The organism is Microbacterium sp. zg-B96 (assembly GCF_030246865.1).
GTDB lineage: Bacteria > Actinomycetota > Actinomycetes > Actinomycetales > Microbacteriaceae > Microbacterium.
In genome coordinates, this window is sequence record NZ_CP126738.1 from 339,695 (window position 1) to 364,754 (window position 25,060).

18 protein-coding genes are annotated in these 25,060 nt (G+C 68.3%); 4 read left to right on the plus strand and 14 right to left on the minus strand.

The features are described from left to right. The 10 genes from QNO11_RS01530 to QNO11_RS01575 form a co-directional block, all read right to left on the minus strand. On the minus strand, positions 1–1,242 hold the full coding sequence (locus QNO11_RS01530; protein ID WP_257508969.1) for a maltokinase N-terminal cap-like domain-containing protein: 1,242 nt from the start codon (positions 1,240–1,242) through the stop codon (positions 1–3). Between the two features lie 77 nt (positions 1,243–1,319). Then, positions 1,320–4,676, minus strand: a complete 3,357-nt coding sequence (locus tag QNO11_RS01535) for an ATP-binding protein (protein WP_257508970.1) — start codon at positions 4,674–4,676, stop codon at positions 1,320–1,322. Then, the gene (locus QNO11_RS01540; protein WP_257508971.1) at positions 4,673–5,404 is read right to left on the minus strand and encodes a DUF4194 domain-containing protein; all 732 of its coding nucleotides are present in this window, start codon (positions 5,402–5,404) and stop codon (positions 4,673–4,675) included. Before QNO11_RS01540 ends, QNO11_RS01535 begins: the two co-directional genes overlap by 4 nt. Beyond that, entirely contained in the window at positions 5,397–6,866 is a 1,470-nt protein-coding gene (locus QNO11_RS01545; protein WP_257508972.1) for a DUF3375 domain-containing protein, read from the minus strand. Before QNO11_RS01545 ends, QNO11_RS01540 begins: the two co-directional genes overlap by 8 nt. A gap of 94 nt (positions 6,867–6,960) precedes the next feature. After that, the gene (locus tag QNO11_RS01550; RefSeq protein ID WP_257508973.1) at positions 6,961–8,286 is read right to left on the minus strand and encodes an ABC transporter substrate-binding protein; all 1,326 of its coding nucleotides are present in this window, start codon (positions 8,284–8,286) and stop codon (positions 6,961–6,963) included. Between the two features lie 46 nt (positions 8,287–8,332). Then, the gene (locus QNO11_RS01555) at positions 8,333–9,214 is read right to left on the minus strand and encodes a carbohydrate ABC transporter permease (RefSeq protein ID WP_257508974.1); all 882 of its coding nucleotides are present in this window, start codon (positions 9,212–9,214) and stop codon (positions 8,333–8,335) included. Continuing rightward, entirely contained in the window at positions 9,211–10,080 is an 870-nt protein-coding gene (locus QNO11_RS01560; protein WP_257508975.1) for a carbohydrate ABC transporter permease, read from the minus strand. The genes QNO11_RS01555 and QNO11_RS01560 overlap by 4 nt, the downstream gene beginning before the upstream one ends. A gap of 267 nt (positions 10,081–10,347) precedes the next feature. Next, on the minus strand, positions 10,348–12,297 hold the full coding sequence (gene nagE, locus QNO11_RS01565) for an N-acetylglucosamine-specific PTS transporter subunit IIBC (protein ID WP_257508976.1): 1,950 nt from the start codon (positions 12,295–12,297) through the stop codon (positions 10,348–10,350). 89 nt (positions 12,298–12,386) lie between these two features. Continuing rightward, entirely contained in the window at positions 12,387–14,129 is a 1,743-nt protein-coding gene (locus QNO11_RS01570; RefSeq protein ID WP_257508977.1) for a glycoside hydrolase family 9 protein, read from the minus strand. Positions 14,130–14,244: 115 nt separating this feature from the next. Further along, positions 14,245–14,937: a GntR family transcriptional regulator gene (locus QNO11_RS01575; RefSeq protein ID WP_308211163.1), complete on the minus strand. Its 693-nt coding sequence runs from the start codon at positions 14,935–14,937 to the stop codon at positions 14,245–14,247. Positions 14,938–15,099: 162 nt separating this feature from the next. Between QNO11_RS01575 and QNO11_RS01580 the strand changes: the two genes are divergently transcribed. Then, the gene (locus tag QNO11_RS01580; protein ID WP_257508978.1) at positions 15,100–16,788 is read left to right on the plus strand and encodes an L-lactate permease; all 1,689 of its coding nucleotides are present in this window, start codon (positions 15,100–15,102) and stop codon (positions 16,786–16,788) included. A 65-nt stretch (positions 16,789–16,853) separates the two neighbouring features. Then, positions 16,854–19,640, plus strand: a complete 2,787-nt coding sequence (locus QNO11_RS01585) for an FAD-binding and (Fe-S)-binding domain-containing protein (protein WP_257509222.1) — start codon at positions 16,854–16,856, stop codon at positions 19,638–19,640. A 37-nt stretch (positions 19,641–19,677) separates the two neighbouring features. Here the strand turns inward: QNO11_RS01585 and QNO11_RS01590 are convergent, their stop codons facing one another. The 4 genes from QNO11_RS01590 to QNO11_RS01605 all read right to left on the minus strand — a co-directional run bounded on the left by QNO11_RS01590 (position 19,678) and on the right by QNO11_RS01605 (position 23,118). Beyond that, positions 19,678–20,820 (minus strand): DUF3137 domain-containing protein, encoded by a 1,143-nt coding sequence (locus QNO11_RS01590; RefSeq protein WP_257508979.1) that lies wholly within the window; start codon positions 20,818–20,820, stop codon positions 19,678–19,680. 169 nt (positions 20,821–20,989) lie between these two features. Continuing rightward, positions 20,990–22,174 (minus strand): MalY/PatB family protein, encoded by a 1,185-nt coding sequence (locus QNO11_RS01595; protein WP_257508980.1) that lies wholly within the window; start codon positions 22,172–22,174, stop codon positions 20,990–20,992. Between the two features lie 8 nt (positions 22,175–22,182). Then, positions 22,183–22,656 (minus strand): acyl-CoA thioesterase, encoded by a 474-nt coding sequence (locus tag QNO11_RS01600; protein ID WP_257508981.1) that lies wholly within the window; start codon positions 22,654–22,656, stop codon positions 22,183–22,185. Between the two features lie 45 nt (positions 22,657–22,701). Continuing rightward, positions 22,702–23,118, minus strand: a complete 417-nt coding sequence (locus QNO11_RS01605; protein WP_257508982.1) for an NUDIX hydrolase — start codon at positions 23,116–23,118, stop codon at positions 22,702–22,704. Positions 23,119–23,143: 25 nt separating this feature from the next. Here QNO11_RS01605 and QNO11_RS01610 point away from each other — a divergent pair, with 25 nt between their 5' ends. Next, positions 23,144–24,649, plus strand: coding sequence for an SDR family NAD(P)-dependent oxidoreductase (locus tag QNO11_RS01610; RefSeq protein WP_257508983.1), 1,506 nt, complete (start codon positions 23,144–23,146; stop codon positions 24,647–24,649). Further along, on the plus strand, positions 24,643–24,858 hold the full coding sequence (locus tag QNO11_RS01615) for a putative acetyltransferase (RefSeq protein ID WP_257508984.1): 216 nt from the start codon (positions 24,643–24,645) through the stop codon (positions 24,856–24,858). Before QNO11_RS01610 ends, QNO11_RS01615 begins: the two co-directional genes overlap by 7 nt. The last annotated feature ends 202 nt before the right edge of the window (positions 24,859–25,060 follow it).

The following is a 25,060-nucleotide window of genomic DNA, read 5'->3' on the forward strand; positions in this document are numbered from 1 at the left end:
TCAGGCGAGGGCGCTGTCGATGCCCGCGAGAGGTACGGGCAGCCAGTCCGGCCGATTGCGGGCCTCGTAGATCGCCTCGTAGACCGCCTTGTCGAGCACCAGCGCCTTCAGCAACTGGGGGTCGAGCGCGACTGAGCCCGGCGCGCCGGAGTAGGCGTCGACGAACGCCGCCCGGCAGGCCGCCGCCCAGCCGCCCGCTTCCGGACCGCCACCGACCGCACCGGCGTAGTCGAAGGAGCGCAGCATGCCGGCGACGTCGCGGGGAGGAAGATCCGGGGCAGCGCGCTCGTGCATCGGTCGAAGGGGCTCGCCCTCGAAGTCGACCATGCGCCATCCCCCGTGGGGCACCGCGAGCACCTGGCCGAGGTGCAGGTCGCCGTGGATGCGCTGCAGCCGTGGCCAGGGTCGCTCGAGCGCCGCCTGGTAGACGGCGTCGATCGCCGCGCGTCGGTCGGCGACCGCGGGGACCTCTGCCCCGGCGATCGCCAGGCGCCGCCGCCAGGTGGCGCCCATCGCCGCCACCTCGTCAGGTCCGGCATCCACTGTCCCCAGTGCCGCACCGAGAGCTCCGTGGACGCCGGCAACGGCGGTCCCGAGCTCGCGCGCGGCCGCGGTGAAGTCCTGCCGATCCCGCGCCGCGTCCAGCGCAACCGCCCACCCGTCCCGCACGCCGCGGAGGAATTCCTGCGCGAACCCCAGGGTGCCGCGGGCGACACCCGACTCGCGCCCGGCATCGGGCCATTCGGCGTCCAGGCTCCCCAGGAATCCCGGCACATACGGCGACCCGGCGTCACTCAGCACGCGCTGGACGGTGACGTCGGGATTCTCGCCGTGGTGAAGGGTGCGGAAGAGCTTGAGGATGATCGTTGGTTCGCCGTCCTGGTCGTAGACGATCGACGTGTTGGACTGCTCGGCCGACAGCACCCGGGAGCCGGTCACCCGGCTGACATCGACGCCCATCTCCGCGAGCGTTCCGACGGCGAACGCGGGATGCCGCGTCGCATCGATGAGATAGCCATCGGGGGTGTGGCAAACGACGGCGTCGCCATCGGCGGGCGTCGCGACGAGCGCCAGAGGCACGTGGTAGAGCGCCGGTGTCGACCCGGCGTCGTCCATGAGTAGGTAGCGGTTGGCCCCGGGGGCGGGCTGGACGTCGAGGATCCGGAACCGTGGTTCGTGGCTCTTGCCCGCGTACCACCGCTGCCGTGCGACCCAAGCGTTGAGTTCATCCGTGAAATGCACCCTCTACCATGACGCACATAGGGTCTTGAAAGAAAGGGGTGGACGAACAGGCCTGCGACGTAGTACCGCGTCGCGGGTCACGCCCCGGCGGGCAGTCCCACCTTCGGCTTGGCCCACGAGCGGCCGTGGGTGTCCTTGAGGATGTCGTACTCGACGTCCACGTGCGGTTCGATCGCGCTGTACTTGTCGTTGGGCGCACCGATGATGAGCTGGAACCCCAGCCCCCGCCACGCGCCGATCGCACGCTTGGTGAAGTGTGCGTCGGCCTTGATGAGCGCCTCGTCGAGGAATACCGGCGCGTAGCGCGGGCGCTGGGAGCCGGCATCCCCCAGCTGGTAGCGCAGTGCGGCGCCGACGATGAAGGCGATGAGCTCCTGCGATTCGCCGCCGGACTTCTCCCCGATGTGGTCGTAGAGGGCGACGTGTTGCTGGGTCCCGGCGTGGATGCGTTCGGCGCTCACGCGCACGTGGTTGCGCACGTCGATGAGGTCGGCGAAGTCGGGAGCGGTGCGGCGGAGGCGGTTGATCAGGCGCGCCATCCGCTGGTAGACGCGCTCGCGGTCCTCGTCCGTCGTCGCGGCGTCGATGAGTCCGCGCACCTCGCGCAGCTCCTTGCGGAACCGTCGCCGTGCTTCCGACTGGTTTTCGCGCGGCGAGATCTGCAGGCGGTGGTCGTCGTCGTAGAACGGCAGGTCCTGCATGATCAGGTTGATCGGCTCGATGCGATCGCGGATCTCGCGCAGCGACCGGCCGAGCGTGGAGTCGAGGTTGGTGAGGTCGTTGCCCGACAGCTTCAGCAGGCTGTCCCGCCACTCCGCCTCGAGCTCGTGCAGACCGCTGGTCTCGAGGTCGGCGAGGATGCGCTCGAAATCCCCCAGTGAGTGGTCGGGATCGGCCAGCAGGTTGGGGTTGGGCCAGCGGTCGAGGAAGCCCGCCAGGGTGCGGCGCAGGCTGTCGCGCTGTTCGCCGACGGCCTCCTGGGCTGCACGCTGATCTTCGGCGAAGCGCCGGGACGCCGAGTCGAGGGCGGCGTCGAAGCGGGTCAGATCCTGCGTGCGCGTGGACGCACCCGTGCTGTCGGGCAACAGGAACTGGCCGTCGAGGTACGCCGTCTGGTCGTCGGTCAGTGCGCGCCCGGCATCCTCAGCCGAATCGACCGCGGCTTGGGCCAGATCGACCTCATCGGTGGTGGCGGCCCACGCATCGGCCAGGCGCTGCTGCTCGGCCTTGGCGCGGCCGATCCCCTCGCGAAGCTGGGCGGCGTGGGCTCGCTTGGCGGCGATCTGCGACTGGATGCCGGCGATCGTGGGATTGTCGGCGGTCACCTCCTCGATGATCGCGCTCCAGCGCGCGCGCTCCTGCTCGAGGGATGCCACGTCGACCTGGTCCCACGTCAGATCCTGGATCTTCTCGTAGGCACCGCGTCGAGCGTCGAGCGCATCCAGCTCGGCTGCGGCATCCAGCGTCGCCGTCTGAGCGACCGCCAGTTCGCCGCGCACCGCTGCCAGCTGGGCCTCGAGCTCGCCGATGCGACGATGGGTCGAGAACCCCAGGACGTTGCGGCGGCCGTGCCCACCGTGCGCGCCGCGGGCGCCCTGCGAGGTCTGCCCGGCGATCGTGAGCGCCATGCGGTGTGCCGACAGCTCGGCGGACGTGTCGACGCAGACGTAGCCGAATCGGCGGGACAGTTCGTCCTGCAGCCAGCCGGTGAACGGCGTGCTCTTGAAGTCGAGCCGTCCCGGCAGCGTCTGCGGGTCATCGGCCCCCGCCTCGGGGAGGTCGGCGTGCACGCCCTCGTAGCGCAGCCGCTCCGGCGTGCGCACGGTGTCGATGGCGGCCCGGAACGCCGGCAGGTGGGTGGCGTCGATGAGCAGCGTCGTGGCGAACCCGCCGAGCGCGAGGTTGAACGCCTCCCGCCACGGCTCGAACTCGGTGCGCACCTCGACCAGTTCGCCCACGAAAGGCAGCTGATCGGAGTCGAGCCCGGCCGCCCGCGCCAGCAGCTCCCGGGAGTCGCGGAGCCGGGCGGGGATGTTGTCGTGGCGGTCCGCCGCTTCGCGACGTTCAGTCACGAGCTCGCTCACGCGGGTGACCAGCGCGTTCCTCGCGCCGATCGCCTGCCCGTACGCCTCGCGCAGCGTGGCCTTCGCATCGGGGTCTGCGAGCGCACTGCGGGCACGGTCGGACAGCGCCTCGAACTCCCGCGCCGAGGCGATCTGCGCCTGCAGGACGCCGAGCGCCGCGTCCAGCCGCTCCCGCTTCCGCGTCGCATCGTCGAGCCGGCGCTCCAGCGCGCGCAGTTCGCGATGCGCGGTCTCCAGGCGATCGCCGCCGGCGGCGCGCAGCACTTCGCCGAGCCCTTCCCGCTCGAGGTCTGCGGCATCCGCCATCGCTTGGTGCTCACGCACTTTGGCGTCGGCGGCGTGCGTGGCCGTCTGCAGTTCCGCCTCGACGTCTCGCAGCAGGTCCAAGCGGCGGGAGGCGCGCCACAGCGTTGCGAGGGAATCCGGCTCGGTGAACCGGCCGATCTCATCGATCAGGCGCAGCCGTTCCGCGGCCTCCCCGATGCGTGCCCGCGCCGAGCGGATCGGCTCCAGTGCGCGCACCTGCTGCTGTGCGGTCAGCATGCGGCTGCGGGTGCTCTCGAGGCCGTCGAAGTGCGCGACGACGGCGTCGGCGGTGGCCATCGTCTCGGGCTCTTCGAGCACCATCCTCTTGTAGAGGTCGTCCACGGTGGTGATCTGCTGACCGGCCTGGATGCGGGCGAGCAGGCTCATCGCCTTGGTGCCGGCTCCCGCCGCGCCGATGCCGAGCACGGAGTGCAGGCGCGCGGAGAACTCGCGGTCGGTGGCGACGGTGTCCAGGCCCGCACTCTTGACCGCGGCATCCGTCAGCCGCTGCGCTGCCGCCGCTTCCAGCGAGCCCAGGTCGAACCGGCCCGTGACGGTCGCGCGGACGCGGACGGTGTCTTCGAGGTGGCGGGCGGTTGCCGGGATGTACCAGGCGCGCACCGCCGTGAAGCGGGAGCCGTCGTGATCGAGCCAGGTCATCGAGATGGCGGTCCACGTGTCGGTGCCGTCGCCGCGCAGGACGGTCAGCTTCGTGCCGTCCTCGGTGCGGGTCTCGTCGATCTTCCCGCGACCGTAGGAGAGGATGTTGCGCTGCTCCTGACCGCGCGGCCGCCCGACGACGGCACCGTTGGAGGCGCCGTTGAAGGGAGTGGTGTGCGGCATCATGAGCGCGACATAGGCATCCATGAGCGTCGACTTGCCCGAACCCGACCCACCGCAGAGCAAGGTCGCGGTGGGGGAGAAACGCACGCGGTGGGCGCCGTCGTACCCGCCCCAGTTGACCAGCTGCAGTTCATCGGCGACCCATTGCTGGCCTCGGGATGCCGCGGGGATGAGGCCGAAGAGGGTGTCGAGCATGGTCACAGTGCGGCCTCCGCGTAGCTGTCGGCATCCATGCCATCGGGTTCGTCTGACTCGTCGAGATCGATCGCGCCGGAGCGCGCCGACTGCTCGTCGAGCCAATCGCGCAGCTCCCGCAGCCGCTCGGAGCTGAGCAGGATCTCCACGAGGGGGCTGATGCGGAAGCGGCCCTCCGACTCCTCTTCGATGATGCCGTCTTGGCGGAGCCGTACCACGGCGGCCCGGATCGCCTTCTGGCGGCGGGCGGTGCTGCCGTCTGCCTCGGCGAAGTAGGTCAGCACGGTCTGCTCGATGTCTTCGACGTCGACGCGGGCTGACGGCTCACCGGCAGTGGTCTCGCGCTGATAGACGGTGCGCAGGTGCACGAGCACGAGCGTCTCGGCGCGGGAGTATGCCTCGTCGCGGAGGAGGATCGGGATCTCGAGTTCATCCGACCGCACCTGCTCCTTATAGGCGACGCCGCGGTCGTGGTCGACGACGAGCCGCACGAACAGATCGTTGAGGCGGGACTCGATCGCGTGCCTATGGTCCATCAGCACGGTCCACTCGCTCCGGTTGCGGTCGGCAAGGAGAAAACGGCGCTGCAGCAGACGCACGAGCACGCGCCGCGCATCGGGGTCGAGCACGCCGCGGTCGCCGGCAAACAGCTGCTCCGGGTCGTACTCCATCGCGACGGGAGCGATGAACGGCTCGTCGGTGGGGAGGTCCTCGGTGATCGGAAGGTCAGTCATGCTCGGGCTCTTTCACTGTGCTCGCGGTGACGCCGCCGAACGCGAACCGACGGCTCGTGCCGTCGGGGCGTCGCGCCTCGGCGACGGAGATCTCGTCGCTCTCGGTCATGCCGTTGCGGTGGGCGATCTCCAGCAGCCCCAGCAGATCGACGGGGCGGCGGGTGTCATCGTCAGCGCCTTCGAAGGCGCTGGCAAGGTCGAACCGGTCGCCGAGGGTCGCCACGTACGCTTCGAGTTCGACGTATCGCGGGCCGCCCCACGCGCGCGTGTCGGCATCCACGAACTCGACATCCTCCGGCCCCGCCAGGGGGGCCGGGGCTCCCGGCGGGTGCAGGTCGCTGAGCGACTGCCGCAGGTGCCCGATATCGGCCACGGGGAACGTGTGCAGCGGCTCGACGCGGTCGCCGGGCTTGGAACCCTGCATCCACACGTGGAGTCCGGACATGACGCTGCGCAGCAGTTCGTCGACCTGCCGGTCGCGGAGCGGATCGTGGGTGCGCACCTGAGCGGTGATCACCTGTGACGCGCGGCGCTGGGCCGTCAGCACCTCGTGCACGCCCTTTTCGACCTGCTGCCCGATCGCGTTGAGATCGGCGCGCTGCCCGGGCGCCATGAATCGGGCGAACGGCTGCGCGAGCAGGTTGTGCAGCTGGGTCGTGAGGCGGTCGATGTGCTCCGGGTCGCCGATGAGGCGCAGGGCGCCTTCGAAGGCGCGGCCTTCCGAGGTCGCCTGCATGACGTGTCGACCCCGCTGCAGGTACTCGCGGAGGATCTCGCCGGTGGGGCGCACGTCACGGCGCAGGTCAGCGACGACGTCCCGCTGCATGGCCTTGATCGACTCGGCGACGCGGGAGAAGTCCGCAGGCAGTTCGCGGGCGAGATGCAGCACGTTCTCGGCCTCTTCGAACAGCTGCTCGTCGTCGATGGGCTCCGCCTCGTCGTTGCGGAGCCGGACGATCTCCGCATCGAGGGCGTCGCGCTCGGCCGTCAGCATCGCGATGCGTTGCTCCGGGTCGGACTCGGCGTCGCGAGCCAGCCGATCGACCGCCTCCAGCAGCGTGCGCACCCGTGAGCGCGACACTCGAGCGCGGCCGCCGCCCGCGCGTCCCGCGATTTCCAGCGCACCCACGGCGTGGGCCGTGAGCCGGTAGACCTCGATGTCGTTCTCGATCTGCGGTGCCAGCCACCCGACCCGCACCCAGTGCCGGCAGATCTCGCGCGCGCTCCCGGATGGAAGCCGCCGCTCGTCTTCGTCGTAGCCGGCGGCGCGCAGCTCCTCGATCGCCTCGCCGATCTCGGCGTGGGCGTCGGAGACGGCGACCGCGGGACGATCGGCGGTGAAGACGATCGACAGCGCCGCGACGACGAACGGCGCGTGGCGGCCGTGGAGGAGGTCCAGCGTCGGGTTTCGGAACGCTGCGACCGAGCGCTGATACGCGGCTTCAGCGCGAGTGTTCGACATCGCAGACAAGACTAGTTGACGGCCCTGGTCCTGGCGGCTGTGACAGGGGCGGGCGCTGGAGCCGTCACGACTCCAGCGCCCGCCCGAGAGAGGTTCAGCCTCCGTTGACGGTGAATCCCTGCTGGTTACCGTAGGTGACCAGAGCGTCCTGCCACGCCTTCAGGCCGTCGTTCAGGTCAGTCTGGTTCGCATACGCCTGCCCCGCGGTATCGCCGAAGATCGACTGCGCGTAGCTCTGGTAGGGGAGGTACTGCCATCCGGACGGCACCGCCTCAGAGGCGGCGAGCAGCACTTCGTTGACCTTCTGCCCGCCGAAGTAGGCGTTCTCTACGTCGATCAGAGAGGGCGACGTGAGTGCCTCGATCGTCGACGGGAAAGCACCGTTCTCCACGAGCAGCGCGACACCCTCAGCGTCGGCATTCATGAACTCCACGAACGCCGCGGCGAGCGCTTTGTTCTCGCTCGACTCCAGCACCGCCATCGCGCTGCCACCGAAGTTCGCCGACACCGGGTCGCCGCCGTCGTAGGTGGGCATCGGTGCGACACGCCAGTCACCGGCAGCCTCAGGAGCGGCCGACTCGAGGAGGCCCGGCATCCACGCGCCGCTCACGAGTGAAGCGATTTCGCCGTTGCCGAGCTGCTTGTACCAGTCATCGGTCCACGAGGGTGTGGGCGAGAGCAGCCCGTTCTCCAACAACTGGTTCCACACGGCGGTCCACTTGCGTGACCCCTCGTCCTGGAGGTCGATCGTGATGTCTTCGCCATCCACCTGGTACGGGTGGCCGCCGGCCTGCCAGGTCATGCTGCTCACGAACAGTCCGTCGCCGCCGTCCGACGTCAGGTAGTAGTTGGAGTCCGCCGCGTGAAGCGTCTCTGCCGCGGTGACGTACTCATCCCACGTCGTCGGCACCGCGATGCCGAACTGCTCGAACACGCGGGCGTTGTAGAACAGCGCCATGGGACCCGAGTCCTCGGGAAGTGCGTACACGGCATCGCCGTACTGAACTGAGCTCCATGGGCCGGCAGCGAACTCCGACTCGAGCTCGTCGAAGCCGAACGCGGTCAGGTCGGCGAGATCGCCACCGAGGGCGAATTGCGGCATCGCCGTGTACTCGAACTGCGCGACGTCGGGTGCGCCAGATCCCGCCTTGAGAGCGTTCTCGATCTTCGCGTACTGGTCAAGGCCGCTGCCGGCATTGACGTACTCGATCGTGACGTTCGGGTACTTGGCGGTGAAGGCATCCGCCTTCGCCTGTGATGCCGTCGCCCACGACCAGAAGGTGAGAGTGCCTCCCTCTTCGAGCGCGGTCTCGATGTCGGTGGGGGCGCCTGCGGCATCGTCCGTCGAGGCGCAGCCGGCGATGGCTGCGACGAGTCCGAGGGACGCCGTGAGGGCGATCAACCGTGTGGTGGTACGCATTCTGCTCCTTTGTCTGGTGCGTGGGGGTGGGTGGATGCTGTGGTGGTCACTGCTTGACGCTTCCCGCCGCGAGACCCGACTGCCAGAAGCGCTGGAGCAGCAGGAAGACCACGATGAGGGGGATGACAGCGAGGAGGGAACCGGTCAGGACCAGAGTCTGGATGGGCTCGGCATTCGTGCCGGTGGACTGGGCATTCCATTGCGCGAGGCCGACCGTGAGGGGATAGAGCTTCGGGTCGGTCAGCATGATGAGCGGCAGGAAGTAGTTGTTCCACGTGGCGACGACAGAGAAGAGCAATACCGTCACGAACCCTGGGCCCAGCAAGCGCAGCGCGATCGACCAGAAGGTGCGAAATTCCCCAGACCCGTCCAGGCGCGCGGCCTCGAGGAGCTGATCGGGGACCGCTTCGGTGGCGTACACCCACGTGAGGTAGAGCCCGAAGGGGTTCACGAGAGACGGGATGATGACGGCCCAGATGGTGTTCGTCATCCCCAGGTTGCTGAACAGCAGGAAGGTGGGCAGAGCCAAAGCGGTCCCGGGGATCGCGACAGCACCGATGATCACGGCGAACAATGCCCGACGTCCGCGGAACGCGTACTTCGCGATTCCGTAGCCTGCGAGCGTGGAGATGATGGCACTACCCGCACCCCCGAGGACGACGTAGATGAGGGTGTTTCCGAACCACCGCGCAAAGACGCCGTCGTCGTAGGCGAACACGCGGCCGATGTTGTTGAAGAGCTCGAACGACGATCCGAATGACAATCCGAATGTGGAGAAGAAGTCGCTGGAGGACTTGCTCGCATTGATGACGAGGTAGGCGAGTGGGAGCAGGGTGTAGATGCCGAGCATCGCGACGACGAGCGTGAGAATCGGCGAACGGCGCTGTATGGGTCGACGGCCGCGGACAGCGGAAGTCTTGGCGCTCATCGCTGCTCCGCCCGCATGCCGCGCAGCTGCACCGTGTAGGCGATCACCGCGGTGATGATTCCCAGGACGATGGCGACCGTGGCCGAGAGGTTGTATTGCTGTCCTGCGAAGGACAGGTTGTACGCGTACAGGGTCGGGGTGAAGTCGCTCGTGATGACGTTGGGCGCGAGAGGCCGCAGGAGGTTTGGCTCGTTGAACAGTTGGAAGCTTCCGATGACGGAGAACATGGATGTGATCACCAGGGCACCGCGCAGTGCGGGGATCTTGACCGCGAAGATGGTTCGGATCGCTCCTGCCCCGTCCAGCGAGGCGGCTTCGTACAGCTCCTCCGGAATCGTGCGGAGGGCGGAATAGAAGATCAGCATGTTGTACCCGGCGAATGACCACGTCACGATGTTCGCGATCGCAGCGAGCACCCATTGCGGCGACAGCGGGATGAGCAGATCCATCCCCAGGGCGTCGTTCATCGTCCCGACGAGACCGTACCGGGGTCCGTACACGAACCCCCAGATGAGCACGGCGACGACTCCCGGAACCGCGTAAGGGAGAAAGAGGAGAATGCGCCACATGCCGGACAGGTGGAGCCGTCCACTGTCGATCGCGAGAGCCGCCAACAGCCCGATACCGAGCATGAGCGGGATCTGCACCAGCATGAACGCCACCACGCGCCCGATGCCACCCCAGAACGACGGGTCGGTGAAGACGTACATGTAGTTCTCGAAGCCGACGAACTGCTCGCCGCCGACGAAGGTAGTGCGGAACAAGCTCAGGAAGAGCGCGTAGACGACAGGCGCGACAATGCCGATGAGAAACACCACGACAAACGGGAGCACGAACAGCCACCCCGTGCGTGTGGTCGCTGTCATGGCGGATCTGCGTCGGCCGCGCGTGCGCCGACTGTCGACGATGACTGCCATGTGAGGGTGCTCTTCTCTGGGTCTCGAATGGGCTCTCATCACGTTAACTTTGTGAATGCGACAGACGGCGTGCGTAATCGACGCAGTACCTGGACGATTCGCTGATGATGGCGCGCGCGACGGCCCTCGGTTCGCGTGGCTACCGGTTCGTGGCCGCCGCGCGCCGCGCTCGTGGGCTAACGGCATTCGCCTCGATTGGTCGAGAGTGTTTCGCCCTTATGTGAACTCGATGGTCGCGTTCGCGTTGTTGAGAATGACGACGGGCGTGATCGCCGGATGCCCCGCGGCGGCGACCCTCGCCCGGTCGAATCGCAGCAGCGGTGTGCCCTCGGTGACGCGCTGGCCCTTCTCGACCAGGGTGTCGAATCCGTCGCCCTTCATCGCGACCGTGTCGATCCCCACGTGGATGAGCAGTTCGGTGCCGTCGCCCAGCACGAGCGCGATGGCGTGCCCGGTGTCGAAGGTGGCGCCGACGGTCGCGTCGGCGGGTGCGATGACGGTGTCGCCGGTCGGCTCGATCGCGAGCCCCGGGCCCATGATCGCCTCGGCGAAGGTGGCATCCGGAACCTCTGTGAGCGGCACGACGCGGCCCTCGACGGGCTGCCGCAGCCGCACCGTGGTCGGCGGTGCGTCGGTGAGCACTGCCGCACCGCCGGCATCCAACGATGCGCCCGGTGCCGTCGATGCCCGCTCGGGAGCGGCACCCGAGGGCGCCACCGCCCGGCCGGACATGATGTCCTCCATGGCATCCTTCACGAACTGCACGTTCAGCCCGTAGACGACCTGCACGGACGTGCCGCCGGGCTTCATGGTGCCGGCGGCGCCGGCGCGCTTGAGTGCGGTGTCGTCGACCTTGCTGACGTCGGCGACCTCCATTCGCAGTCGAGTCGCGCAGTTGTCGAGGTCGACGATGTTGTCCTTACCGCCGAGCGCGTCGAGGAAGCGGGAGGCGGTGACGAGGTACGCGTCGTCCTTGCTGCGCGTGTCGAACTCGGTGCCCTCTTCGAGGATGTCGTCGTCCTCGCGCCCCGGCGTTTTGAGGTTGAACCGCTTGATGAAGAAGTAGAAGACGGCGAAGTAGACGATGAACCAGAAGACGCCCATCACCGGGATGAGCCAGGGGTTCTGAGCCATGGGGTTGGTCCAGCCGAGCACCAGGTCGATGAAGCCGCCGGAGAACCCGAAGCCCATCCGCACCGGCAGTATCGCGCTGATGGCCATCGAGATGCCCATGAACACCGCGTGCACGAGGTAGAGCACCGGGGCCAGGAACATGAAGGCGAACTCGAGCGGTTCGGTGACCCCCACGAAGAACGAGGAGATCGCGCCGGAGAGCAGGATGCCGTAGGCGATCTTCTTGCGCCGAGTCTTGGCGGTGAGGTACATCGCCAGCGCCGCGCCCGGCAGGCCGAACATCATCACCGGGAAGAAGCCGGTCATGTACTGGCCGGTGACGCCATAGGTGCCCTCGCCGGCGAGGAAGTTGTTGAGGTCGTTGATACCGGCCACGTCGAACCAGAACACCGAGTTGAGTGCGTGGTGCAGGCCGACCGGGATGAGGAGACGGTTGAGGAACCCGTAGATGCCGGTGCCGAGCGGCCCGAGCGTCACGATCCACTCTCCGAAGACAACCAGCCCCGTGTACACGAAGGGCCAGATGAAGAACAGTGCGATCGCGACGATGAGCGAGAAGCCGGCGGTCACGATGGCGACGGAACGCTTGCCCGAGAAGAACGACAGGGCGTCGGGCAACCGGGTGTCCTTGAAGCGGTCGTAGCACCACGCGCCGATGAGGCCGCAGATGATGCCGACGAACACGTTCTGCAGCCGCAGGAACGCCGGGTCCACCTCATTGACGTCACCGACGCCGGTGAGCAGCGCCACGGTCTCCGGCTTGAGCAGGGTCGTGACCACCAGCCACGACACCAGTCCTGCCAGCGCAGCCGTGCCGTCGGATTTACTCGCCATCCCCAGCGCGATGCCCACCGCGAACAGCAGCGGCATGTTGTCCAGGAGCGCACCGCCCGCCGCGCTCAGGAAGGTCGAGACGAGGTTCGCCCCCGCCGCCGACGTGATCCAGTACCCGATGCCGGACAGAATCGCTGCCACCGGCAGCACGGCCACCGGAAGCATGATGGACCGTCCGAGCCTCTGCAAGAACTTCATGGTTTGCCTCCGCGCTCGCTGATCACCCGTGGACTCGATTGTCGACATCCACGGAGAAATGCTCTCAGACGACGGGCGATGGGGGTGGCTTATCTGCGTCGTGCTCGGTACGTGAGGAAGGCGGCGATGTAGGTCAGGGGTGCGTTCCAGCGGATGCAGATGTCGTTGGTGACCTCGGAAGTCGGTTCGTCCACGTAGCAACACTGCGCGGGGAGCCCCCGCAAGCGGTCATCGTAGGGGAAGTCCGGATGCGGCTGCGAGTTCGGCCCTCCCGCGAGCGCGCCGGGCGGCGAAGGCGGCAGGGAATCATCGAGATCGTGCCCGAACTGCCGTGTCCGCTGATGGCGCGTGTCGTCCGTGCCGTAGCCGGTGATGTAGCTCTGCCCCAGCGGATTGCGACCCAGCAGATAGCTCATGCCTGCTGCAACGGCAGCCCGATAGCGCTCTTCGTCGGTGAGCAGCGAAGCAACGGCAATCACGACGAGATTGTTGAGCAGGCGCCCGTTCGAACCCCACCCCCAGCCGGCATCCGGAGCGTAGGGCTGGCCCCATGGTTGGCCGGCGGCCACAGTCAGCAAACGGTCGGCGGCGGCGATGACGCTGTCCCGCACGTTCGCGAGTCCGGGAAGCGGGAAGCCGTGGAGGGCAAGGTCCAATCTGCCCGGCGCGGCGACACGGTCGAAGTCGAACCCGTCGAGATCGAAGACGTCGGTGTTGTGCCAGGCTGATCCAGCGAGCTGCTCGAGATAACGCGCTTCGTGCGTCGCGATCCACAGTTCCGCGCTGGCCCAGTAGTGATCGTCGGACGGATCCTCGTCTGGATAGGGGCCGCCTCCGAAAAGCGCGTGATCGTCGGGCGCGAGCAGGTTCGGGTGTGCGATCGCAGCGTCATACGCCCTCGTCGCTGCTGCCATCAGGCGGTCTGCGAAGGTCGGATCGGCCTCTCGGAACTGCCTCGCGCCGTGCGCGGCAACTGCGGCGAGGTGAAATGTCGCCGCAGTGGACGGGCGGTGCAGCACACGAAGCGTGGGATCGTCGTGGGGCAGTCCGGGAAGTGGAGACCACGCCGTCCCATGTATCCGGTGAAACGCCATCCCCGGCAATGGCTCGCGCGCAGGCACCTGCATGCGCAGCATCCAGTCGAGCTGCCAGCGGCACTCCTCCCGCACGGCAGTGACGATCGAATCGGGTGCCGTCGACGGCGGAAGGAAATCCAGGATGCCGAGCAGTTGCCAGCACGCGATGCTGCCGCTGGTCATGTACTTTCCGTAGTCGCCCGCGTCGTACCAGCCCCCTGATACGTCGAACGTGCCCTCGCAGTGCCAGCCGGGGTATAACTTTTCCGCCTCCGGTCCTGTCCATGCCGCGACCGCCGCATCGCCGCTATTCGGAGGCGTGTTCACGTGCCCCGCGGGTCGGGAATAGCCCGGTAGGACGTCCGCGGTAACCGGGATGCCGGACCGCATCAGCCGAAACACGCGTAGCGAGTCCGCGAACAGACCTGCATAGATGTCCTCCGCGACCCGGAACGGATGGCTGCCGAACCCCGCAGAGGTCAAGCGCAGGCAGCTGCCGGGTGCGGCGATGCCGGCGGATTCCAAAGTGTGGACCGTCAGTGCGGAGCTAGGCTCCGGCCGAATCGGCCAGGGCTGCGAGCGGCCCGTGGATACGACGGTGCCGTCCTCGTCGATCACCGCGAAGTCGACCGCGTCCGACCTTTCGGACACCAGTGTCGCCTGAAGCGGCTGCCCCGGTAGGTACCCGAGTTGGTTGACACGTATCGCTGGACGGCGCGCGATCACATCCTCAAGCACCCACGGCGGCCAACCCACGCCTCGACTTTATGAGACGCGACCGCGTTCCGCGCGCTCACGATCGTGGTTGTTTCGGTCTCGGCCACCAGCTGCGGTCTCACGGGGGGAGGGGCCGCGCCGAGCGGCCCGCTCGTCAGAGGGTGGAGGGCGCGGATGCCTCGGGGCCGGCGACGCCGCCGAGGCGTGCGGCCAGCCGCTCACGCGCGCGGCCGAGGTGCAGTTCGAGCAACGCCGCCGCCGCGTCGCCGTCGCCCGCTTCGATGAGCTCGAGCATCCGCTCGTGCTCACCCGCGATCAGTTCGGTGGGCAGGAGCGATGCCCCCTGCACCTGCGACATGCAGAAGACGACCTCCGAGGCGAGGGACTCGTAGACGCCGCTAGTGCGCACGCTGCTCAGCGCGTCGACCAGGCTGCGGTGGAACCGCATGTCGGGGTCCACGATCTCCAACGGTGAGGCATCGACCAGCGCGGCGATCTCGCGGTTCGCGCTGCGTGCGGCATCGGGCACGCGCTTTTCGGTGGCGAGGATCCGCAGCACCTCTGCCTCGATGATGGCGCGGGTGCGATAGATGTCGCGCGCGTCGTCGGGCGTGAGGCGCACGACCCGGGCGGTCTTGTGGGCCCTACGTTCCAGCAGGCGTTCGCGCACGAGGTTCTCGATCGCCGCCTTCGCTGTCGGTCTCGCGACGGCGTAGGTCTCCGCGATCTCGACCTCACCCAGCGTCGTGTCGGGGGCAAGCTCGCCGGACAGAACGCGGCGGCGAAGCTCTTCTGTTACTGCATCGATGACCGAGACGACGGCGATCCGAGCGACCAATATTCTCACGCTCCGTTCTCCGCGCAGAAAACGGCGGTAGTACCAGGGTACCTCCAGGCTGACATGGGTACGTGACTTACATGAATACTTGACTTACATGTGCACTTGTCAGACAATAACATCGAGTCGCGCAAAGGATGCGCGCTATTCCGACTCGAAGGGGAGTCCTCGTTGTTCCAGCAGATACTCGATCCGGTGTTCGGATCCCTAGCGCTCTCTGCGCTTGTTGCCGTCATTCCGCTCGCCACGCTGTTCGTGATGCTGGGGGTGTTCCGGGTCAAAGCGTGGAAAGCCGCGCTGACCGGTCTCGCCCTGACGATCCTGTTCGCCGTGCTGGTGTGGCAGATGCCACCGCTGCAGACACTCAGCGCCACGTTCGAGGGCGCGCTGTACGGGATCGTCCCGATCCTGTGGATCCTCGTCAACGCGATGTGGGTGTACCGGCTCACGATCATCACCGGCTGGTTCGAGGTGCTGGGTGACCGGGTCCGCGCGATCAGCAACGACCAGCGGATCCTCGCGATCCTCATCGCCTTCTGCTTCGGAGCGCTGCTGGAGTCGCTCGCCGGGTTCGGTGCGCCGGTGGCCATCTCGATCGCCATGCTCATCGCAGCCGGAATGGCGCCGTTGAAGGCGGCCATCGTCTCGCTGCTGGCCAACACGGCTCCCGTCGCGTTCGGAGCCATGGCCGCACCGATCATCGCGCTGTCGGGCGTGACGGGCATCGACGTGCACCTGCTCTCGCAGATGGCCGGCCGTCAGACGCCGTTCCTCGCAATGTTCGTGCCGCTCATCCTGGTGTTCATCGTCGACGGCAAGCGTGGCCTGCGGCAGACGTGGCCCGTCGCCCTCGTCGCCGGCATCGCGTTCGCGGTATCCCAGTTCGTCACCGCCAACTTCATCGCCGTCGAGATCACCGACGTCGTCGCATCGGTCGTCACCGTCATCGCGGTGCTGGTCATGCTGCGCTTCTGGAAGCCGGCCACCACGGTCGGGTTCGACACCGAAAGCGGCACCGACGCCGTGGCAGGCGCGTCCGGTGGAACGCGCAGCGGTGGCGGTACTGCCGTGCAGGTTGCCGAGGCAGTGCGCATCGACCGCACCACGCGTTCGAGCGGCAACCTCACCTGGAACGCGGTCATGCCCTACGTCGTGATCATCGCGGTGTTCTCCGTCGCACAGATCCCCGTGATCAAGAAGGCCATCGCCGAGGTGGCGACGCTCGCCTTCCCGTGGCCGGGCCTTTCGATCACCAACGCGGCAGGCGACCCGGTCTCCACGACCTACTCGCTCAACGTGATCGGCACCGGCGGCACACTGCTGCTGCTGTCGGGCATCATCGTCGCGCTGCTGTACAAAGTCTCCCTGCGAGACGCCGTCGCCGCCTACGGCGAGACGCTGCACCAGCTGCGGTTCACGATCCTCACGGTCGTGGCAGTGCTGGCGCTCGCCTACGTCATGAACTTCTCCGGTCAGACCCAGAGCCTCGGTGCCGCACTCGCAGCCACGGGCGGGTTCTTCGCGCTGCTGTCGCCGATGATCGGCTGGCTCGGTGTCGCCATCACCGGATCGGACACCTCGTCCAACGCGTTGTTCGGTCTGCTGCAGGTCACCGCCGCCGAGAAGGCCGGCATCAGCCCGGTCCTCATGGCCGCAACCAACTCGTCCGCCGGCGTGCTGGGCAAGATGCTCTCGCCGCAGAACCTCGCTGTCGCGGCAGCCGCCGCGTCCATGGCGGGCAAGGAGGGCGACCTGTTCCGCAAGCTCATCTGGTGGAGCCTGGGCCTGCTCGCAGTGTTCACCGGGTTCGTCTACCTGCAGTCGACGCCGGTACTCGGCTGGATGGTGCCGGGACTGTGAGTACCGCCACGCAAGCTCGTACCATCCCTCTCGAAGGCAGCGTCCCCGCCGCCGTGCGAGGGGCGATGGGCGAGGCATCCCGCATCAAGACCCGTGCGATCGACCGTGTGTCGTACGCCGCCGATGCCTCGCACTTCCTGCTCACCCCGAACGCGGTCATCGTGGCCGAGGATGCCGCCGAGATCGCCCGGGTGCTGCGCGCCGCGAGCGCCAGCGGGTCCCGCGTGACGTTCCGATCGGGAGGCACGAGCCTCTCCGGCCAGTCGTCCGGGGATGACCTGCTCATCGACACGCGCCAGGGTTTCCGCCACATCGAGGTGCTCGACGGCGGCAAGCGCGTGCGGGTGCAGCCGGGTGCCACGGTGCGGCAGGTCAACATGCGCCTGCTGCGCCACGGCCGCCGGCTCGGTCCGGATCCGGCCAGCGACGCGGCCTGCACGATCGGCGGGGTTGTCGCCAACAACTCCAGCGGTATGGCGTGCGGCATCACCGAGAACACCTACCGCACGCTCGAGTCGCTCGTCTTCGTGCTGCCGTCGGGGACGACCGTCGACTCCGCCGCGCCCGATGCCGACGCGCGACTCAAGGAGAGCGAGCCGGAGCTGTTCGAGGGGATCGTGCGCCTGCAGCGCCGGGTGCGCCAGAACCCGGAGTCGGTCGCGATCATCGCGCGGCAGTTCGCCATGAAGAACACGATGGGCTACGGCGTCAACGCGTTTGTGGACTTCGAGTCCCCGGTCGAGGTGCTCACGCACCTGTTGATCGGCAGCGAAGGAACCCTCGCGTTCATCGCCGAGGCGACCTACCGCACCGTGCCGATCATGCCGAAGGCGAGCACGGCGCTGGCCGTGTTCGCCACGCTCGATGACGCCACGCGGGCCCTGCCCGACCTGGTGGCGACGGGGGCGGCGACGCTCGAGCTGATGGATGCCACCAGCATCCGGGTTGGCCAGTCGTTCGCCGACGCGCCCACGCAGATCCTCGGGTTCGACGTCACGGCCGAGGCCGCGCTGCTGGTGGAGTACCAGGGGGGAAGCGACGAGGAACTCGCCGCACTCACCGCCCGCGGTGCTCAGGTGCTCGGCGGCGCGCCGCTGCGTGCGCCCGCGGTGTTCTCGCCCGATGCGGCCACCCGCGCTACGGCGTGGAAGCTGCGCAAGGGCCTCTACACGACGGTCGCCGGAGCCCGCCCCAGCGGGACGACGGCGCTGCTGGAGGACATCGTCGTGCCGGTGCCGTCGCTGGCGTCGACCTGCGAGTCGCTGCAGGTGCTGTTCGAGCAGTACGGCTACCGCAACAGCGTCATCTTCGGTCACGCGAAGGACGGCAACATCCACTTCATGCTGACCGATCGCTTCGAGGGCGACGCCGCGCTCGGACGGTTCGTCGGGTTCACCGACGACATGGTCGACCTGGTGCTGGGTGCCGGCGGAAACCTCAAGGCCGAGCACGGCACCGGGCGGGTCATGGCACCGTACGTGCGGCGCCAGTACGGCGACGAGCTGTACGACGTCATGCGCGAGCTCAAGCAGCTGTGCGATCCCACCGGCATCCTCAACCCCGGCGTGATCATCGACGACGGCACTGACGCTCACCTGCGCGACATCAAGCTCTCCGAGCCTGTCGAGATCGAGGTCGACCGCTGCGTCGAGTGCGGCTACTGCGAGCCGGTGTGTCCTTCCAAGGACCTCACCCTCACGCCGCGGCAGCGCATCGTGGTGCGTCGCGCCATGGTGCGAGCCGAGGCCGCGGGCGATCACGCGCTGGCACGGTCGCTGGATCGCGACTACGACTACGCGGGTGTGGAGACCTGCGCCGTCGACGGCATGTGCGTCACCGCCTGCCCGGTTCTCATCAACACCGGCCTGCTCGTCAAGCGGCTGCGCCGTGAGGGCGCCAACCCGGTGCTCGATGCCGGCTGGAAGGTGGCGGCGAAGGCCTGGGGTCCGGTCACGCGGATCGGCTCGGTCGCGCTGACCGCGGCCGACGCGGTGCCGGCGGGGCTGGTGCGAGCGGTCACGACCGTCGGCCGTGCCGTGGTCGGCACCGACACCATGCCCGACTACACCGACGATCTGCCGGCCGGTGGCAAGAAGCGCCGGTCGAAGGTCGGATGCCTCGGCGGGGGAGATGGCGCCCCCATCGCGGTGTACCTGCCGGCGTGCGTCAACAGCATGTTCGGTGCGGCCGATGACGGCATCGGGGTGACCGAGGCGTTCACTCGACTGGTGGAGCGGGCGGGTATCCGCGTGCTCGTGCCCGAGGGGATCGAGTCGCTGTGCTGTTCGACGCCATGGACCTCGAAGGGGTTCACGGGCGGGCGCGACGTGATGGCAAAGCGGGTCGTCGACGCCGTGCGGGAGGCCTCCGGCGATGGGGAACTGGTGATCGTCAGCGACGGCGCGAGCTGCACGGAGGGCTTCGCGCACATCTTCTCCGACGCCGGGCTCACCTACCGCACTGAGGATGCCGTCGATTTCGTCGCCCGCCTGGTGCTGCCGGTGCTGGGCGAGGTGTCACCGATCGTCGACTCGCTCGTGCTGCATCCGACCTGTTCGTCCACGCAGATGGGGCTGAACCCGGCATTGAACGCCGTCGGCGCTGCCGTCGCGTCGACAGTGACAGTGCCCGACGCGTGGGGATGCTGCGGGTTCGCCGGTGACCGCGGGATGCTTCATCCCGAGCTCACTGCGTCGGCCACGGCCGCCGAGGCCGCCGAGGTGAAGGCGCTGGACGCCGACGCCCACGCATCGTGCAACCGCACGTGCGAGATCGGCATGTCGCGCGCGACCGGCAAGGAGTACCGCCACGTGCTGGAGCTCCTTGAGGAAGCGACGCGCCCGGCGGTGTAGAGGGTGGCCGGGACCGCTGCGAGGGCGCGGTCCCGGCTCACCGGCCGTCGACGATGGACATGAACCCCGCGAAGGCGAAGGTTCCCGGCACCAGATACAGCAGCAGCAGAGACGTGACCCACCACGCGACGGCGCCGAGCAGGGACAGCAGGCCGTTGCGCTCACGCACCGCGAGTCGGCGTCCGTCCGGCCCGATGCGGGGCGTCGGCGGCCGCCACGGCTCGGATGGGTTTTCGAGCGTGGCCCGCACCGCCGCCAGCGCCCGCGGCACCTCCTGGCCGGGGACCCGTTCATCGACGTAGCGGCGCGCTCTCGCGATGATGCGCGGGGCCACGTTGGTGAGGATGCCGTCAAGGGACTGCCAGTGCTCCGGCTCGGCGAAGTCGGCACTGGGCGAGGTGAAGAACACGAGGAAGTCATCGACGATCTCGACATTGAAGCGCGATGCCTCATCGATGAGAGCCGCCATCACGTCGGGCGTGAGGACGTAGAGCGCTTCCTGCCGGTACTGCACCGGCGAGTACGCCTGGAACCAGCTGTCGAAGTCGCCCTCCAGCGAGATCCGCTGACCGCGGTCGATCGTGGTGGGCAGGTCACTACCGAGCCGGTTGTTCGATGTCGCGTCGAGGATCACGTGCGGCAGCGGTGCCGGCAGCTTGATCGCGATGTATTGCCATCCGCTGGAGCGATTGGCCCCGCGCAGGATGTTGCCGAACTCCACGTCGGAGGCCGTGAATCGCGGGTACGCGCGCACATCCGGGTTGCCCGTGGTGATCATCGATCGGAACGTGGCGGCCTGAAGCGGCTGCTGTTCGAAGCCGTTCGCCAGAGCGGTCAGGGTCTGCCGCCACTGTTTGAGGCGTGCGCGCGGTGACGGGGGCTTGGCCGCCCAGACATGCATCCGGTAGGTGCCGAAGAGCCATACCGCGAGGAACGCCATGGCCGCGAAGAGTCCGGTGATGTCGGATGCGGTGGCCTGGCCGCCGTGATACGAGTCGACGCTGATGCCGTAGACCATGAAGACGATGCAGAGATACCAGAGGATCAGGCAGTGATTCACCCGCAGCAGCACCTGCCGCTTCGTCGGCACCCAGCTGGGTCGTGACGTGCGGCGCACCGTCGCCATCGCGGCCGCGACCTCGTCCTCCGGCGCGGTCAGCCAACGCAGATCCACCGTCATCGTCCCCTTCGCCGTGCAGGGAACGCCCCCAGCTCGCCCGCTAAGTCAAGCATCGATCGGCGGGCCAGGCGGCGCGATGTCGCGATCGAGCCGACGCGTTCCTCAGCGGTCAATGTTGCGGCGAGGTAGGGGGTGATCTGACCTCGGGGGCGGGACCGGGTGACGCCGGCTACGCCGCGGCGGTCTTCGTCGCGCGGCCGTCGAGGGCGCGCGCGATGCGCATGACCGCTTCACGCAGGAGCGGACGCGGCAGGGCGAATACGAACCGCGTGTGGCCGATCGCGGCCTGCCCGCACGCGGCGCCGTCGGTCATGGCCACCCCGGCGTGCTCACGGAACCACTCGCCGAGGTCGCCCTCGAGCCGGTACGCACGGAAGTCGATCAGCGCGATGTAAGTGCCCTCGGGGAGCGTCATCCGCGCCTGCGGCACGTGCTCGGCCAGCAGTTCGGCGAGCAGCCGCCGATTGCCGTCGAGGTAATCCCGTACGTTCTCCAGCCAGGGCGCCCCCGCGGAGTAGGCGGCGGTGTTGGCGATCACGCCGAGCGTCGAGGTGCCGTGGCCGGCCCAGAAGCCGAACGTCTCCCACGTCGCGGCATCCGCGTCGTTGGAGAGGATCACCTGCGCGCACTTCAGCCCCGCGAGGTTCCACGCCTTCGACGCCGATGCGGCCGTGATCGTGTGCGATCCCGCGACGTCGGACACGGACGCATAGGGAATGTGCGTGGCGGGTCGGTAGACCAGCGGCGCGTGGATCTCGTCCGAGAACACCCGCCCGCCCTTGTCCGCGACGACCTCCGACAGCGCGACGAGCTCGTCCCTGCGGAACACCGTGCCGAGCGGGTTGTGCGGGTTGCACAGCACGACCATGCCGGCACCGTCGTCGAAGGCGCGGCCGATGGCGTCGAGGTCCATGGTCATGCGGCCATCGATCTCGATGCTCGGCACTTCGATCACCTCGCGCCCGTGCAGCTGCGGCACGAACAGGAACGGCATGTAGGCCGGCGTCGGCACGATGACGGCGCTGCCGGGGCTCGTGAACTTCTCGATCGCGAGCTCGAAGGCGGCGATGACGTCGGGAACGTGGCGCACGCGCTCGGCCGGCACCGCCCACCCGTATGCCTCGGCGTACCAGGCCGCCGTGGCCTCAGCCATGTCGGTCGCCGTCTGCGTGGGCAGATAGCCGGTCAGCCCGCGGTCGAGGGCACCCCGGAGCGCCTCGTTGATCGCCGGAGCCAGACCGAAGTCCATCTCCGCGACGAACGCGCCGATCGTGTCCGGGAACGTCGACCACTTCACGCTCCCCGCCGCTCGCAGGTCGGATTCGGAGAGGGCGTCGTAGTCGGGCTGTGGCACGGTGTTCCTCAGGTCGTGGGGAGCGTGACCGTGCCGGTACCGAGATGTTCGCGCGGCATGCGGTCGCGGTCGTAGGTGATGTCGGTGAATCCGTGGGGCTTGGGCTTGCCGTCATCGTCGAGGCTGACGAACACGATCTTCTCGATCGTGAGGATGCGCTCTCGGGTGATCATATTGCGCACCACGGCACGCATGGTCAGCGACGTCCTCCCGAAGTGCGTGGCGGTGAGGCCCATCTCGACCAGGTCGCCCTGCAGGGCGGATGCTTCGAAGTTGATCTCGGAGATGAACTTGGTGACGACGCGGTAGTTGCCCAGCTGCAGGATCGCGTAGATCGCCGCTTCCTCATCGATCCACCGCAGCAGGCTCCCGCCGAACAGGGTGCCGTTCGCGTTGAGGTCCTCGGGGCGGACCCACTTGCGGGTGTGGAAGTTCACGCCTTCGTCGGACCAGTACCAGGATGCTTCAGCCTTGCTCGTCATCCTTCAACGGTACGTGACGCAGTTGGGCGCCGGCCGGGGGCATTCTCAGGCCGGTAGGAAGTACTCCCGCGCCAGTGGCGCGATCTCGAGCTGGTCGGCATCCGCCCGCGTGACCCAGCGCAGTTCGGCGATCTCGGCAGCCACCTGCGGCTGCTGCGTGCCGATATCGGCGGCGAACACGTCGGCGATCACGACGAAGCCGGGCTCATTGGCAGCCGCGGCCTCGAACGCGCCGAGCGGCTGCAGATCATCGGCCGGAATGCGGATGCCGATCTCCTCGGCCAGTTCCCGGCTGAGCGTCTCGCTGGGCGTCTCGCCCGGCTCGGGTTTGCCGCCGGGCTGCATGAATGCCGTGGTCCCCGCCTTGCGCACCAGCAGCAGCCGGCCGTCGTCATCGACGATGACCGCCGCCGAGACATGGATGCTGCGGGCGGCCGCGCGTTCGGAGGGGGTGGGGGTCACGCTGGCACGGTAACAGGTTTCGCCCATGTGGCCGGACGTAGAATCACTTGTGCCCCCTGTGACTCCCACCACGTCCGACCTGCCGCCGAGCGGCATCGACCCGGAGGATCTCGCGGTCACGCTGAAGGTTCTTGCGGGCATGGACGAGGTCGACCAGACCCACCCCGATTACGTCGCCGTCCGCCAGGCGACCGCGGCGATGTTCAAGGCCGTGAAGAAGGTGCGCCGCCGGGAGATCCGTGACGCGATCGCCGACGCCGACCGTGCCGTGGTCGCGGCCACCGCCACGGGCGCGCCCGACCGGATCGACGACGAGACCCGCGGCATCCCGATCTCGACGGCTACGACCGCACCGACGGCGGGCACGCTGATCAAGGCGCGCGGCTGCTACATCTGCAAGCAGCCCTACACGGTCGTCGACGCGTTCTACCACCAGCTCTGCCCGTCGTGTGCGGCGATGAGCCACGCCAAGCGCGAAGCGCGCACCGACCTGACCGGTCGGCGCGCCCTGCTCACCGGCGGCCGCGCGAAGATCGGCATGTACATCGCGCTGCGCCTCCTGCGCGACGGCGCCCACACCACGATCACCACCCGGTTCCCGCGCGATGCGGTGCGCCGCTTCAGCAGCCTTCCGGATTCCGCGGACTGGATCCACCGCCTGAAGATCGTGGGCATCGACCTGCGCGACCCGGCTCAGGTGATCGGGCTCGCCGACGACGTCGCCGCGGCCGGGCCCTTGGACATCCTGATCAACAACGCCACGCAGACCGTGCGGCGCTCGCCGGGTGCGTATCAGCCCCTGGTGGATGCCGAGCTGGCACCGCTGCCGAACGGGCCGCTGCCGGAACTGGTCACCTTCGGGCACACCAACGACCGGCATCCGCAGGCCCTGGAGCGTTCGGTGAGCGCGCACCCGATCCTCGCCGCGGCAGCCACCCGCGCCGACGAGCTGACCGAGCAGGCGATGACGGCCGGCTCCAGTTCGCTCGAGCGGCTCGCCGCCGGCACCGCGATCGATGCCGGGGGGCTGCTGCCCGACCTCGAGCACGTCAACTCCTGGACCCAGCGCGTCGACGAGGTCGACCCGCTCGAGATGCTCGAGGTGCAGTTGGCGAACACGACGGCGCCGTTCCTGCTGGTGTCCAAGCTGCGTCCGTCGCTTGCGGCCAGCACCGCGCGGCGCACCTACATCGTGAACGTCAGCGCAATGGAGGGTGTCTTCGGTCGCGGTTACAAGGGACCCGGTCACCCGCACACCAACATGGCCAAGGCGGCCGTCAACATGCTCACGCGCACGAGCGCGCGCGAAATGCTCGAGACCGACGGCATCCTGATGACCAGCGTCGACACCGGCTGGATCACCGACGAGCGCCCGCACCCCACCAAGGTGCGCCTGGCCGAAGAGGGATTCCACGCACCGCTCGACCTCGTCGACGGCGCCGCCCGCGTCTACGACCCGATCGTGCGCGGCGAAGCCGGCGAAGACGTGTTCGGGGTGTTCCTCAAGGACTACGCGCCCGGCTCATGGTGAACCTGCCCGCGCCCGGCCACCGCGTCGTGGTGCGGTACCTGCTGCCCACCGGCCAGGCGACCGATGCGCTGGGCGAGCTGCTGAGTGCGGATGCCACGACGGTGGTCGTCGACGGCAAGCGCGGCGTCGAGCGCATCGCGGTGGCCGACATCGTCGCCGCGAAGGAAGTGCCCCCGCCTCCCGCGCCGCGCGTGCGACGCCCGGACTGACGCCCTCGGTGCGTTCAAGTGGCAGTTCGTGTCGCTCGCGCGGGTGTGAAGCGACAACAACTGCCACCCGAAGGCGGGCGGGCCAGGGTCACACGACGTCGGGATTGAGCACATACGGGAAGCCCGCAGCGTGAGCACGCGCTGCACGATCCGGCCTCGACCAGCACCGGATCGATGACCACGAAGGCCTTCGTGAAGCCTC